The sequence below is a fragment of the Alistipes sp. Marseille-P5061 genome (assembly GCF_900290115.1).
GTDB lineage: Bacteria > Bacteroidota > Bacteroidia > Bacteroidales > Rikenellaceae > Alistipes > Alistipes excrementigallinarum.
In genome coordinates this window covers 16,774-31,525 of sequence record NZ_LT985751.1, presented here as the reverse complement: position 1 = coordinate 31,525, position 14,752 = coordinate 16,774, and the positions used below count along the sequence as shown (strand labels likewise).

Here is a 14,752-nt window from a genome sequence, read left to right as displayed (position 1 = left end):
GACAGCGAACGGGAAGCGGAAGCCCTGCCGCGCGATGCCGGCAGCGACTCCCGACGACAAAATTAGGTGTTTCGCGCGAACGAGGAATTGATGCAAATCAATTTCCGCACCGAAGCACGCCCCGCATCCAAGCCCCACACATACACGCACATGCCCTATACCCACGCCCCACACGCAGGCCCCATACAGATTCCACACGGGCCCCACACGGGCCCCACACGGACCCCACACGGGCCCCGCGCCGACACTCCGCGCCGGCAGAGGGAACAGCGCGACGCTTCATAACGCCCCAAAACGCTGTGGCAGGACAACGTCGCAACAGGACAAAAGAAAACCGCGTTGCAGACACCTACAACGCGGTTTCTGTGAGGTCTGAAGCGGACGCCATAAATTCGAATCCAATTTTACCGATTTTAATTTTATTTTATCTATATATCAATATTTTACAGCCGTTTTTCATCAACTGAGAGGTCTGGAAGTTTTCGAAAATTCGGCCGATGCCGTACAAATGCCGTACAAATTTCCTATCTTTGTCCCGAAGATAAAACCCAACCGTATGGCTACTTTCTCCTACCGCATCCGCACAACCCGCAAGGGAATCCTGACCAAGGTCCTCATCCGATTCAACGTCGATCGGCACACCTCGTTCTATGCCGATACCCAGTATCTGGTGCTCTCCGACGCCTGGGATGATAAAAAGCAGACGGTCAAGAGCCGCTTCACCTTTACCGACGATTTCACCGAGCAACAGGGGCGCGAGCTGACCAAAAACCTTTCCGAACTGCGCAGCCACATCCTCGGAGAGATTGCCAAGGATCCCGAGCACGCAATGACGAAGACGCGGCTGGAGAAGATCATCTACAGCTTCCACCACCCGCGCAGCCTCACCACCGGGCGTCGCGTCCGCAGCCGCGAATCGCTCGGCGACTACATCGCCCGCTTCACGCGCGAGATGGAGGAGGGCACCCGGCTGAACATCCACAAACTCCGCTACGGCCCCTCGACCATCAAGAACTACAAGGGGTTCGTCGTGCAGTTCGACGAGTACTGCAAAGCCAAACGCAAGCAGTTCGACTTTGCCGACATCGACCTGAAGTTCTACGACGACTTCGTCGCCTGGTTCTCCGCCAAGAACTACTCCGTCAATACGATCGGCCGCCACGTCAAGGAGCTGAAGATCATCATGCGTGCGGCTCGCGAGGAGGGTCTGCACGACAACGGAGCGATCGAGAGCCGCAAGTTCCGCGTGCTGACGGCCGACGTGGAGAACATCTACCTGACGGAGTCGGAGATCCGGGCCATCGCCGCGCTCGACCTCTCGAAAAACCGGCACAAGGATGTTGCCCGCGACATCTTTCTGGTGGGGTGTTACACGGCGCAGCGCTTCAGCGACTACTCGACCATCAACGAAGGCAACATCCGCACGCTGGAGAACGGGCAGCAGGTCATCGACCTCAAGCAGCAGAAGACCGGCAACCACGTCGTCATTCCGGTCCGGCCCGAGCTGCAGGCCATCCTGGAGAAGTACGACAACCGGCTGCCGAGGACTTACGAGCAGAAGGTGAACCACCTCATCAAGGAGATTGCACGCGAGGCGGGCATCACGGAGAAGGTCGAGGTCTCCTACATCGAGAATGGCGAAAAGAAGAGCCGGCTGGTCGAGAAGTGCGACCTGGTGAAGACCCACACGGCACGCCGCAGCGGCGCAACGAACATGTATCTGGCGAGGATCCCGACCATCGCCATCATGAAGATCACGGGTCACAAGACCGAACGGGAATTTATGAAGTATATCAAAATCACCGAGGAGCAAACCGCTATGGAGCTGATGAGCCACCCCTATTTTTCGGGGGCAAGCAACACAACACGATAATCTGAAAGAGTGTTGTCCAGGAATTTTCTTAACTTTGTTAAAACAGACTGATGCAATGAAAGACGATACGAAGGAATTAACGCTGTTCGACAACTACGATTTTATAGAAAAAATCGAGTCTCTGATGGCCGACTGTGAATCGGCCGAGGTGGAGTTCAAATCCGCCAGGGGAGGGTTTCCGGGCAGCTTGTGGGAAACCTACTCCGCTTTCGCCAATACGCAAGGTGGAGTCATCGTATTGGGCGTCAAAGAGAAGGACGGGAAATTCACACTTGACGGCATCACTCTGGAGCAGGCGCGCAAATACAAAAAGGAGTTTTGGGACAACGTAAACAACAAGGCTCATTGCAGCGCAAACGTTCTGCAGGAGAAAGACGTGCAGGATGGCGAGTACAACGGGAGCTATGTCCTGGTATTCAATGTGCCACGGGCTCCCCGCAACAAGATTCCCGTATATCTGCATAACAACCCCGAGAATACATTCAAGCGGAATTACGAAGGAGACTATCGGTGCGATGCAAGCGAAATACAACGCATGTTCGCCGACGCCGATATCACGGAGCATCCCCGTGATTACAAAATTCTGCCCGAATTTACCATCGAGCAGGATATTGACAAGGCAACTCTTGAGCAATACCGCCGGCTGGTCGCAACCAAAAGCCCCGATCATCCGTGGCTGCTGCTGGACGACAAACATTTCCTAATGAAATTGAAGGGTTACCGGATCGATCGGCGAGAAAAGATCGAGGGACTGACACTTGCCGGTCTGCTGATGTTCGGCAAAACGGACAGCATCACCGACGCCTACGGATGTCCGCAATACTTTCCCGATTACCGCGAATATTTCAGTTCCAACCCCGACGACCGCTGGACAGACCGCATCTGCCCGGACGGCACCTGGGAGGCGAATCTGTTCCAATTCTACTACCGGGTCTATCCCAAGCTGGCCGCAGCCCTGCCCAAGCCTTTCGCCCTGAAGGACGGCATCAGGGAGGACGAAACGCCGACACATACGGCTCTACGCGAAGCGTTTATCAATGCACTGGTCCATTGCGACTATTCGGTCGACTCGAACATTACGATCGAACTACACAAGGATTGTTACATATTCTCCAATCCAGGTTCCCTGCTGCTCTCCATTGCCCAATATTATCAGGGAGGCAACAGCGTATGCCGCAACAAGGCCCTGCAAACGATGTTCATGCTGATCGGTTCAGCGGAAAAGGCCGGAAGCGGTGCCGACAAGATCATGCAAGGTTGGAAAAAGGCAAATTACCGCAATCCGCGAATCGAGGAGATCACCCACCCCGACAAAGTCGTATTGACATTGCCCCTTGTCAGTTTGTTATCCGATGAGGTCATCTCCTATCTGAAATCCTTGTTCGGTGAGGAGATAACGTCCATAGAACACAACAAGTTGATGACCCTGGCGACCTGTTGCAGCGAGGGCGAGGTCACCAACTACCGGATGCAATTGGTATTGGACAAGCACAGTGCCGATATCACAAAGTTGCTCAAAGAGTTATGCAACGACCGATACCTTATTCCCGAGGGAATCGGCCGCGGCACGCACTACAGAATCAATAAAAAATTCCGGGAGGGGGGACTCCCCGGGAATGTTGCTAGTAATGTTGCTAGTAATGTTGCTAGTAATGTTGCTAGCTCTCCAGATAAGGAAAGGCGCAGAAGATTATCTTCCAGCGAATTACACACAGCTATTCTGCAGGCATGTGTTGATTTTGAATCGCTGGAAACCATTGCAAACAAAGTAGGGAAAAGTCTGCGATACCTGAAAAACAGAGCCATCCCTATCATGGTTGCCGAAGGGTTGTTGGAACGTGAATATCCCAATATGCCGAAACATCCCCATCAGCGATACCGTGCAAAAAAGAGATAGCCAGCCATGCCGCGCCGTCGAAAAATAACGATCCGGGCCTCCGAGCTGGAGAGTTTCGAAACGCTCGTCCGGGAGCTGCACCAGCGGCCGGAGTTTGCCGGATTCGATCCGTCGAGCCTGCACATCTGGGCTTACGAACGGTATGAGCCGAAGCTGAAGGATGCCGACGCGATCCTCCGCCGCTTCGACTACTGGCTGGGCGTACACAAGGGCGAGCGGTATCTAATGGCAAACGGCAGCCGGCTCTTCAACAAAAAGGAGCTGGCCGAGGCGCTGGGCGTCGCACGTCCGACACTCGACCGGTGGATTACAAACGGATGGCTGGAGCCGTGCCGCGTTCAGATCTCAAGCAGCGGCGACACCCTCTTTGCGGCCAATGCCGTTCGTGAGGTATTGGAAAGGTTCCGATAGGCTCGAAAATCCGCATCACCAACGAGGACGGCATCCGCCGCCCTCTTTTTTTGTCCCGAGCAGAATCCGATTACACGGCAGTGCCAACCGAAGCAAACGAATGCCAAAATCCGGAAACAGACAACGGCATGTCTTCGGCGTGGCACCGGTTGGCATCGGTTGGCGCTGATTTGTAACGCCATTCGCTGTTTTCGGGAGGGGTGCGGAAAGCCTTTCTTTGCGTCATCAACCAAATTCGAATCGTTATGACCAAGGAAATCTTTCTGAGCGGCATGACCGCCGACCAGCTCTCGGAGATGATTCGCGAATCGCTGCGCGACGAGTTGCGGCAGCTCCACCCCGAACCCTCCGCCGAGACACCGAATTATCTGACCCGCCGCGAGACGGCCCGCCGCCTGCGCATCTCGCTCGTGACGCTCAACGACTGGGTGAATCGCGGCCGGATCCGCGCCCACAAGATCGGCGGGCGCGTACTCTTCCGCGACAGCGATGTCGAGGCGGCACTGCACCGGATCGTCCCCATCAAAAGCCGATAGCCATGAAGACGACAACAGAGTGCATCGGCATCCGGGAGTATCTCCTCCGCCGGGGGCTGCAGCCCCACCGTGAAACCGCCACCCACGGCATGTTCCTCTCGCCGTTGCGCGAGGAGCACACCCCCAGTTTCAGCGTCCGCTACGACAAGGGGCTCTGGTACGACTTCGGGCTGGGTGAAGGGGGCACGCTTCTTCAGCTGGTCATGCGCCTCGAAGGGTGCGGCATGGCAGAAGCCATTCGGAGCCTGCGCAAAGGATCCGCAGACGAAGTCCCCTTCCAGCCTCTCACGACCGCCTTGACACGCGAAGACTCTCCGCTGCGGATTCTCGGTGTCGGGGAGATTCGCCACCCGGCGCTGATCGGTTATCTGCGCGAACGCGGCATCGCCCCCGCCGTGGCCGGAGCGCTGTGCCGCGAGGTTCACTACGCCGTCGGCGAGCGGCGCTTCTTCGCCATCGGCTTCCGCAACGACGCCGGAGGCTGGGAGCTGTGCAACCCACAGTTCAAGGGGAGCAACACCCCGAAATCCATCACGACCTTCGACCGGCACGGCGACACGGCGCTGCTCTTCGAGGGCTTCTTCGACCTGCTCTCCTACCTGACGCTGCAGCACGAGCCGACACCGCCGTGCTCAACTCCGTGGTCAACCTTCCCCGCGCCCTTCCGTTTTTCGCACGCCACGCCACGATCCACGCCTTCCTCGACAACGACGCGGCGGGGCGTCTCGCCCTCGAACGGCTGCGCAACGCCTTGCCCGATGCGACCGTGATCGACCGTGCGGAGAGCTACCGTGCCCACAAGGATCTGAACGAATCGCTCCGATCGTCCGCGAAGGTTTCCCGCACGCCGCGTCGTCGCGGCCGCAAGTTGTAACGTCGCCCGGAATGACGCCGGAACCGTCGCCCACCCATCGGCCGCTTCGCGACCGCGGCTTTTCCCCCGAGGAAAAAGCCATAGCCTATTAGGGCTTTTTCCGACGCATCGGCCCGCCGACGCTGAAAAAGCCCCAATAGGCCAAAGGGTCAAGCCCCTCTGGACACCCCCTGTCGTGCTGCGCACGCCGACCGCCAGGGCGGTCCCTTCTTCAACCACACAACCCTCCGAAAAACGACCGTACCATGGGATATGCCGTCCTGCATCTCGACAAAGCCCCGGGCAACGAGGCGGCCATGACCGCCCACATCGCCCGCACGAAGATACCTACCAACGCCTCACCCGAACGCACCTGCCTCAACGAGGAGATCGTCGAGTTTCCCGAGGAGGTGGCCGACCGTACGGAGGCGATCAACTACCGCCTCGAACACGCCGGTCTCACACGTAAGATCGGGACCAACCAGGTGCGGGTGATCCGCGTCATGCTGACCGGTTCGCACGACGCGATGAAGCGCATCGAAGAGGAGGGGCGGCTTCCGGAGTGGTGCGCCGACAACCTCGCCTGGCTGCGCGAAACCTTCGGGGCGGAGAACGTCGTCTCGGCCGTTGTACACCGCGACGAATCGACCCCGCATATCCACGCCGCCGTGGTGCCCATCGTCACGGGCGAGCGCCGTAAGGCCCGCGCTGTTGTATCCGAAACACCCGGCAAACGGCACTACCGCCCGAAATCCGCCGCCCGGCCCCGCCTCTGCGCCGACGACGTCATGTCGCGCGTCCGCCTCAAGCAGTATCAGGACAGCTATGCCGCGGCGATGTCCAAATACGGGCTGGAGCGCGGCATCGACGGTTCGGAGGCGCGTCACGTCACCACGCAGGAGTTCTATCGCCAGGCCATCGCCCAGCAGCAGGATCTGCAGGAGAACATCGACGCGCTGCTCCGTCTCGAAGAGCAGAAGCGGAAGGCTGTCGAGCAGCTCAAACAACAGGAGCGGCAGGTGCGCACCGAGTATGAACAGACCGCCACGCTCCAGGCGCAGAAGAGCGCCGAGCTGAACCGCACCGAGGCCGAGTTGAAGAGCGTGAAGGGCGAGCTGAAGGGTGCCAGGTTGAAAAACGCCGCGGCGGAGGTCGGGTCGAATATCGTCGAGGAGATCGGAGCGATGATCGGCACCTCGCGCGTCAAGCGGCAGCAGCAGGAGATCGACCGACTCAACGCGGAAAACGCCGCCCTGCACGAACAGATCGGGTCGCTGAACCGTGCCAATCGCGAGGAGAAGGCCCGACATGAGCAGGCCGAACAGCAGCTGCAGGCAAAGCTCGACCGCATCGAACACTGGCTGCCCGACACGCAGACGCTCCTCAGCTGGGGCGAATACTGCCGCGACATGGGAATCCCGGAGTCGGGCGCCCGCGAGATCATCGCCATGAAACCCCTCTATGTATCGGGCGAACTCTATACGCGAGAGTATTCGCGCCGCTTCGACGTCTCGAATACCGAGATCCGCCTGCAACGCGACCCGAACGGCCCCGGAGGCTTCCAGCTGCTCATCGACCGCCAGCCCGCACACGCCTGGTTCCGCCAACGGTACGTGGAGCTCATGACCCGCCTGGGCTACCCCGTCCGCCCCGAACGCCCCGTCATCCGGCGACACACCATCAAGCGGTAAAGCAATCCCTCTGCAAATTGTGTAGTAAAACAAAACATCTATCCATTTTTTATCCTAATTTTATAGATAAAATCATATCAATATAAAACGCATGAATAGAGTCATCATTATCGGCAATGGTTTTGACAAGGCCCACCAGCTACCCACAGGATACACCGATTTTATCAACCATTATTGGGAAACTGTATCTTACAAGATATTCAGGCCTTACGACCGTTGGATGGCCGAACACTTCGGACAGATCAATATGCCAGACCCATATGAAGATGACCTGATTTCATTTCAGGTCTTTCGGGAAAAGGGGCATGGAGAGCGCTTTTCTTTCGAATCCAGGTTAGCAGACAACGCATATGCCGACATATGCGAATTCATAAACGGAATAAACCAAGACGATACCATCCAAGGATCATGCTCCTTAAAATTCAAGAATCAGTTTCTGAAGCACCTGTCAGAACTCTATTCGTTGAAAAACTGGGTGGATATTGAGAATGAATATTACAACAAATTGAAAGAGATCCTGTCGACCGACTCGTATACTGCAAACGATCCAGTTCTGAAGCAAACGATCAGCAAGCAGATGAGACGGATCTCAAGCAACACCTCGGCCAAACAATTGAATCTGGAGTTCGAAGCTATCAAAAACCTACTCGAACAATATCTAACGGAAATTACGGCATCAGCCCAAATCACAAAACACCCGTCCATACAAGAAGCTTTTCACAGCCAGGTCCAGTTGGCCGAGGTAGCTTGTTCAAAATACCAGATGCTGCTGGAATCCATTATGAGCCATATCGTTTCTCTCAACAGGAAGGATGTCATCTCCGAAGACGAAAAAACCGACTCAAAGTATTTGTTCTGCCAATCAAGGGAAGACAAGGTCCGACATTATATCTGGAAAAACATGGAGGATAAGAACAGCAACTTTACAAAGACGCATTTCACGCCGGAAAAAACACTGATCCTAAACTTCAATTATACCCGAACCGCCGAACAGCTATATGCCGACAAAAATTGTGAAGTAATCCATATTCACGGAGAGTTGAACAATCCGGACAATCCCATTATTTTCGGATATGGAGATGAATTGGACGACGATTATCGTAACATTGAGAACCTGCAGGACAACGAATTTCTCGAGAACATCAAGTCCATGCGATACTTCGAAACCGGGAACTATCGAGCAATGCTGGACTTTATCGAGTCCCAACCCTACCAGATCTTCATCATGGGGCATTCCTGCGGGAATTCGGACCGGACGCTCCTCCATAAACTGTTCGAACATCGCAACTGTTTCTCAATAAAAGCATTCTACCATCAAAGGAAAGATGGCACCGACGACTACAGCAATCTGATTCGGAATATCTCCCGAAACTTCAACGACAAATCCGAAATGCGGGACATCGTCGTGAACAAGACATTGTCTTCTCCGCTGGTACCATTGGTCGAATAAGCCCGAAATCCTGGGCTTATTATTGATCTGTACGTTCATACACCTGCCCCGCCGCACCGTTTTTGTATGAAAAATTGCACGGACTTTCCCGAAAAACCGCTATCTTTACTTGAAATATTCTTTTCCAATTACCTATGGCAACCATGAATACGGCCGATATCGGCTTCGAGAAGGAGATCTGGCGCGCAGCGGACAAGATGCGCGGCAATATCGACGCGTCGGAATACAAGTCCGTCGTGCTGGGGCTGATCTTCCTGAAATACATTTCCGACAAGTTCGAGACCAAATACCGACAGCTCGTCGACGAGGGCGAGGGCTTCGAGGAGGACAAGGACGAATACACCGCCGAGAACATCTTCTACGTCCCCGCCGAGGCGCGCTGGGAGACCATCGCCGCACAGGCCCACACCCCCGAAATCGGCACCGCCATCGACAACGCCATGCGGGCCATCGAACGTGAAAACCGGCGTCTGAAGGACATCTTGCCGAAGAACTTCGCACGGCCCGAGCTCGACAAACGGCGTCTGGGCGAGGTCGTCGACCTCTTCACCAACATCCGCATGCACCAGCACGGCGACTCGAAGGACATCCTCGGCCGCACCTACGAATACTGTCTTTCGCGCTTCGCCGAGGCCGAGGGCAAGCTGGCCGGCGAATTCTACACCCCGGCGTGCGTGGTCAAAACCCTCGTGCAGGTGCTTCAACCCTTCCGGGGGCGTGTCTACGACCCCTGCTGCGGTTCGGGCGGGATGTTCGTGCAGTCGGCACGCTTCATCGAGAGCCACGCGGGCAACATCAACAACATCTCGGTTTACGGCCAGGATTCGAACCCCACGACGTGGAAGATGGCGCAGATGAACCTCGCCATCCGGGGCATCGAGGCCGACCTGGGGCAATACAACGCCGACACCTTCTTCCACGACTGCCACCCGACGCTCAAGGCCGACTTCGTGCTGGCCAATCCACCCTTCAACCTCAGCGACTGGGGCGCCGACAAACTCGCCGACGACGTGCGCTGGAAGTACGGAACCCCACCCAACGGCAACGCCAACTTCGCGTGGATTCAGCACATCATCCACCATCTGGCCCCGACGGGGCGTGCGGGCGTCGTGCTGGCCAACGGTTCGCTCTCGAGCCAGAGCGGCGGCGAGGGCGACATTCGGCGGCGGCTGGTCGAGGCCGACCTGGTGGACTGCATCGTGGCCATGCCTCCGCAGTTGTTCTATACGACGCAGATTCCCGTCTCAATCTGGTTCTTCAACAAGGCCAAGACGCAGCCGGGCCATACGCTCTTCATCGACGCGCGCAACCTCGGGACGATGGTCACGCGCAAGCTGCGCGAGCTAACTGACTGCGAGTCGGAGGAGCCGGCCCGTCGGGGCGACATCCAGCGCATCGCCGACACCTACCGGGCCTACGCCGAGGGACGGCTGGAGGCGGAGCAGGGCTTCTGCGCCGTGGCGACGACCGCGGAGATTGCGGCGCAGGAGTTTATTCTGACGCCGGGACGGTATGTGGGTATCGCGGCGCAGGCGGAGGATTCGGAACCCTTCGCGGCGAAGATGGAGCGGCTGACGGGCGAGCTTTCGGGTTTGTTCGCGCGGTCGCACGATCTGGAGGCGGAGATCCGCCGGCAGTTGGAGAGTATAGGGTATAAAATGAAGTAGATATGTGTTTTATCGAATTCCTCAATGAATACAATGGAGCCTTTACGGTTCTATTGACACTTATTCTCGTCATCATCAATATCTATATGGGATGGCAAAATCATATTTTGCGGAAAGATGCTACAAAACCGAAAGTTTTGGCTGAAATTTGCGGAATAGACAATATTGTCTGCTATAAGTTCACTAATTCTGGAGCATACCCAGCAACAAATATCCAAATCAAAATTGACCCATATCTGATTGAACAAAAGCAAAGTGGTGATCCATTAAGACAAAAATTGGAAAGATTAGAAACTGGTTCTTTTTTCTTGGCTTCAGGAAAAGAATTGATTATTTCCACAGAGACGATGTGGAATAAAATAAAAGGCCACAAACTTTCCTTGTCCTATACCTATATGGATTTATCCGGTAAATCATATTCCCAAGAATATCTTTTCGATTTGTCTATAGTTGATCTTGATTTATCTTATCGATTTCCCAAAAAATGAGTGAATGGAAAACATATCGGCTGGGGGATATAATACAACTAAAATCCGGCGGAACACCCGATAAATCAAATCCAGATTATTGGGGAGGTTCTATTCCATGGATAAGTGCAAAATCAATGTACGATGATTTTATCTCTACATCCGATTTATTTATTACGGAAGAAGGCCTACAAGCAGGAAGTAAGATTGCAAAAAAGGATAGCATTTTGTTATTAACTCGCGGAAGCGGTTTATTCAATAGAATCCCTGTCTGCTATGTAGTATCTGACGTTGCCTACAATCAAGACGTTAAAAACATCGTGCTTAAACAAGAAGACGTTACGAGCATTAAGTTTTTATATTATTGGTTGTACGGTAATAAAGAGTTATTGTCTTCCATGCTTGAAACGACAGGTATTGGAGCAGGGAAAATCGACACGAAAAGATTTTTAAATCTATCTATTAGCCTACCTTCCCAAAAGGAGCAAGCACGATATATTCACTTGATGGATTTACTATTCGATAAAATCGAATTGAATCGGCGGATCAATGCGAATTTGGAGGCGCAGGCGCAGGCCCTCTTCCGGTCGTGGTTTGTGGATTTCGAACCCTTCCGCGACGGCCCCTTTGTCGATTCCGAATTAGGAAAAATCCCTAATGATTTTCAGATAATAAAAACAGGTGAAATTCCCATGATAATCACCGATTTTGTTGCAAATGGAAGTTTCGCCTCACTAAAAGACAATGTAACTATTCTCCAAGAAAAAGATTACGCATATTTTATTCGTAATGTAGACTTAAAAGATAAAAAATTTGAAACATATGTTAATAAACATGCATATGAATTCCTCTCAAAATCAGCACTATTTGGCAATGAAATTATTATATCAAATGTAGGCGATGTAGGAAGTGTATTTTTATGTCCTAAATTAGATGCTGAATTCAACTTGCAAATGCAACAGAATTCTGATTAATAATTTGTTTAAATTTTTCGTTTGGCGTGAGGTATCCAAGTCTTTTACGAGGTCGATTATTGAGTTTATTTTCAATCCACTTAATCTGTTTGTTGGTTACTTCACTAAAGTCCTTACCCTTTGGGATATACTGCCTGATAAGCCCGTTGGTGTTTTCATTGGCACCACGTTCCCATGAGTGGTATGGTTTGCAAAAATAGAATTTTATTTCCAATTTTTGCGCAATTTCCTCGTGCTTTGCAAACTCCTTTCCATTGTCAGCCGTAATTGTGTGTATTAAGTTTTTCACTTTCCGCAGTGCCCATACTGCAATCTTAGCTACCGGGATGGCTTCTTTTCCCGACAACTTGCGTATCCAGACCCTGCTTGTTGCTCTGTCGTTAATGGTAAGAATGGCACCTTTGTGGTTCTTACCAATAATTGTATCTATCTCTAAATCACCAAATCTCTCCTTCAGTTCCACTATCTCGGGACGCTCATCAATATCCACCCTGCCTGGGATAAATCCTCGCCCTGCATTTTTAGAACCACGTTTGGCATACCTGCGACCTTGTCTGCGAAGATATTTGTGCAGTTTGCCACCCCGCCGCTTATCCTCCCAAATCCAGCGATATATCGTTTCGTGAGATACCATCGCAATTCCCTCCAAGCGGCTCCTGCCGACAATCTGCTCCGGGCTGAATCCTTTCTTCAACAGCTTTATTATCCGTTTTCTCATTGCCGGTGTAAGCACTTCCTTGCGATGTTTTTGCTGCTTGCGCCTGTCTGCTTTTCGCTGGGCAAGCTCCATGCTATAGCTACCACTTCGGGCGTCGCAATTGCGCTTTATCTCCCTGTAAACAGTGCTTTTATCTACTCCGATAGCTTCCGCTATTGCTTTTTTGCTCATCGGTATTTGCAACATCATAGAAATTGCATACCTTTGTTCCTCGGTTATATGTTTGCTCATCTGCAACTTTTTTTTCTTTGGACGGACAATTAAAGCAAAGATAGCAAACTTTATCCATTCAGAGTGAGAGAAAGGGGGACATTGTCTCTCTTTCCTCTCTGAAAAATAAATGTTTTTATTGCTTATTATCCGCACCCAAAAAGTTGCATTTATAAGTTGAACTCAAGGATCGTCCAATGACTTTGGGTAACAACATTATTATGTTACGCCCTAAAGAATCCCAAATATTATATTATTTATATATTTGGTTCAAATGGTTTCAAGGACAATCTCTAATACAAGGAATAAAAAGCGGTTCCGCACAACCCAAATTTAATAAAACTGATTTTAAAAATCTACCAATAATATTACCCCCAAGAACTACATTAAGGGCATTTCACTCCATAATAGAGCCATTTTTTAATAAAATTAATTTTCTTACACACGAAAATCAGACCCTTTCCGCCCTGCGCGACACCCTGCTGCCCAAATTGATGGCCGGAGAAATAAAAATCAGAGAAACATACTAACTATCCACCTTAAATCATGATTGACAAGTTATTATATATTAAAAACTGTGGACGATTTATTAATTGTACCATAAGTCCTAATTATTGGGATGGAACATTCAGTAAAATCAATACCATCTACGCAGAAAATGGATCCGGCAAAACAACTTTTACCCAAATCTTAAAATCGTTATCTGGATCTCAAGTTGATATTGAAAATGTGTCCAAAAGGAAATCGTTACAAACTTCTCAAAATATAAATATCTCCTTTATGATTAATCATAAGGCGACTATATATAACAATGGACGATGGAATCATAATGTAGACAAAATAGAGGTTTACGACACATATTACGCAGAATCCAATTCCTATATTATTTCCCTAGGGAATTATGAGAACCCCACTGGTTTCTTCGATATAATTCTGCCATACTGCAATAAGGACCTGATGCCCAACTTAAAAATAGCGATAAAACATTGTCAGAACCTTAGAAACAGCATCAAAACACTACAAGAAAATATAAAGAAAAATAAAAGAACCCCAATTGAAAACGAGCTAAAGTTAAGACTCGCCAGGCTTCGATTAGTCCGAGAACAATGGCTAAAAAAACGACTTACCATAGAAAAAGAACTTGACAATCTCGTTGAGCAATATGGAGAAAAATATTTAACTGCCGTAAATAAATATTTAAGCAAATTTAATCCTAACTTAAAATTAGTCAAATTAAACAAAAAAGGCCGCCAGTTAGTATACCATCTACTAATCAACGACATCGAAGCAAGAACTGATTCATCTAGCATTTCATTAAAACATTCTTTAAGCGAAGGTGATAAAAGTTCTTTAGCACTATCATTTTTCCTAGCTCGAATTGAATTACTTCCCGATATAGCCGAACGAATTATTGTTTTTGATGATCCATTATCATCTTTTGATACAAGACGAAGAAACATTACAACATCGATTCTTAATCGTTTAGCAGAAAAATCCGCTCAATTTTTTTTACTTAGCCATGATTTAAATTTCGTGAAAGATTTTTGTGGAAAAGTTCCAGATTGTACTAATCTAAAAATCGTCTGGAGTAATTCTTCCAGTAGATTTATTAAAAATGATATAGAATTAGAAACAATGACTGGTATTTCGAAAGATATACATGTGCTAAGAAAATACCTTGAGAAGGGAGCCATATCAGACATTGAAAGACGGGATGTAATTAGATGCATGAGACCTGTAATAGAAGGAATCTTTAGATTAAAATATTACGATGTAGTAACAGACAATGAATGGTTAGGAAACTTTTTAGATCATATAAGAAAATGCGACTCCCAATCTCCACTACATAGATTAAAAGGATCAATATATGATACTATATCTGACATCAATGAGTATTGTAAAACTTATCATCACTCCAATCCCAAATATATGGAAGAACAAATTTATGATAACGAATTACGACAATATGTAACTTCTTGCTTAAAAATAATACAACTTCTATAAT

At 50.6% G+C, this 14,752-nt stretch carries 14 protein-coding genes; 13 read left to right on the top strand and 1 reads right to left on the bottom strand.

The genetic code is table 11. The annotated features are described in order from the left end of the window. Positions 1-556: 556 nt before the first annotated feature. From C8267_RS09465 to C8267_RS09425, 11 genes are all read left to right on the top strand, one after another. The gene (locus tag C8267_RS09465; protein WP_106634455.1) at positions 557-1,873 is read left to right on the top strand and encodes a site-specific integrase; all 1,317 of its coding nucleotides are present in this window, start codon (positions 557-559) and stop codon (positions 1,871-1,873) included. Positions 1,874-1,928: 55 nt separating this feature from the next. Beyond that, on the top strand, positions 1,929-3,770 hold the full coding sequence (locus C8267_RS09460) for an RNA-binding domain-containing protein (RefSeq protein WP_106634454.1): 1,842 nt from the start codon (positions 1,929-1,931) through the stop codon (positions 3,768-3,770). A 6-nt stretch (positions 3,771-3,776) separates the two neighbouring features. Continuing rightward, positions 3,777-4,181, top strand: coding sequence for a hypothetical protein (locus C8267_RS09455; RefSeq protein WP_106634453.1), 405 nt, complete (start codon positions 3,777-3,779; stop codon positions 4,179-4,181). A gap of 245 nt (positions 4,182-4,426) precedes the next feature. Beyond that, on the top strand, positions 4,427-4,717 hold the full coding sequence (locus C8267_RS09450; protein ID WP_010262055.1) for a helix-turn-helix domain-containing protein: 291 nt from the start codon (positions 4,427-4,429) through the stop codon (positions 4,715-4,717). Positions 4,718-4,719: 2 nt separating this feature from the next. After that, entirely contained in the window at positions 4,720-5,487 is a 768-nt protein-coding gene (locus C8267_RS11135) for a CHC2 zinc finger domain-containing protein (RefSeq protein ID WP_326938170.1), read from the top strand. Then, positions 5,406-5,591 carry a toprim domain-containing protein gene (locus C8267_RS11145; RefSeq protein ID WP_326938171.1) on the top strand — a complete coding sequence of 62 codons (186 nt, stop codon included), beginning with the start codon at positions 5,406-5,408 and terminating at the stop codon, positions 5,589-5,591. Before C8267_RS11135 ends, C8267_RS11145 begins: the two co-directional genes overlap by 82 nt. Positions 5,592-5,836: 245 nt before the next feature. Further along, entirely contained in the window at positions 5,837-7,261 is a 1,425-nt protein-coding gene (gene mobV, locus C8267_RS09440) for a MobV family relaxase (protein WP_106634452.1), read from the top strand. A 91-nt stretch (positions 7,262-7,352) separates the two neighbouring features. Continuing rightward, entirely contained in the window at positions 7,353-8,711 is a 1,359-nt protein-coding gene (locus C8267_RS09435; protein WP_106634451.1) for an AbiH family protein, read from the top strand. 134 nt (positions 8,712-8,845) lie between these two features. Next, positions 8,846-10,378, top strand: coding sequence for a class I SAM-dependent DNA methyltransferase (locus C8267_RS09430; RefSeq protein ID WP_106634450.1), 1,533 nt, complete (start codon positions 8,846-8,848; stop codon positions 10,376-10,378). A 2-nt stretch (positions 10,379-10,380) separates the two neighbouring features. Then, complete coding sequence (locus C8267_RS10955) at positions 10,381-10,866, top strand: hypothetical protein (RefSeq protein ID WP_158699770.1); 486 nt, start codon at positions 10,381-10,383, stop codon at positions 10,864-10,866. Further along, positions 10,863-11,819, top strand: coding sequence for a restriction endonuclease subunit S (locus C8267_RS09425; RefSeq protein WP_106634449.1), 957 nt, complete (start codon positions 10,863-10,865; stop codon positions 11,817-11,819). The genes C8267_RS10955 and C8267_RS09425 overlap by 4 nt, the downstream gene beginning before the upstream one ends. On the opposite strand, the gene C8267_RS09420 is transcribed toward C8267_RS09425, so the two are convergent. Further along, positions 11,788-12,768, bottom strand: a complete 981-nt coding sequence (locus C8267_RS09420; RefSeq protein WP_005794072.1) for an IS30-like element IS4351 family transposase — start codon at positions 12,766-12,768, stop codon at positions 11,788-11,790. The genes C8267_RS09425 and C8267_RS09420 overlap by 32 nt on opposite strands. A 176-nt stretch (positions 12,769-12,944) precedes the next feature. Between C8267_RS09420 and C8267_RS09415 the strand changes: the two genes are divergently transcribed. After that, positions 12,945-13,277: a restriction endonuclease subunit S gene (locus tag C8267_RS09415; RefSeq protein WP_106634448.1), complete on the top strand. Its 333-nt coding sequence runs from the start codon at positions 12,945-12,947 to the stop codon at positions 13,275-13,277. Positions 13,278-13,293: 16 nt separating this feature from the next. Continuing rightward, positions 13,294-14,751 carry an AAA family ATPase gene (locus C8267_RS09410; protein ID WP_106634447.1) on the top strand — a complete coding sequence of 486 codons (1,458 nt, stop codon included), beginning with the start codon at positions 13,294-13,296 and terminating at the stop codon, positions 14,749-14,751. Position 14,752: the final 1 nt, after the last annotated feature.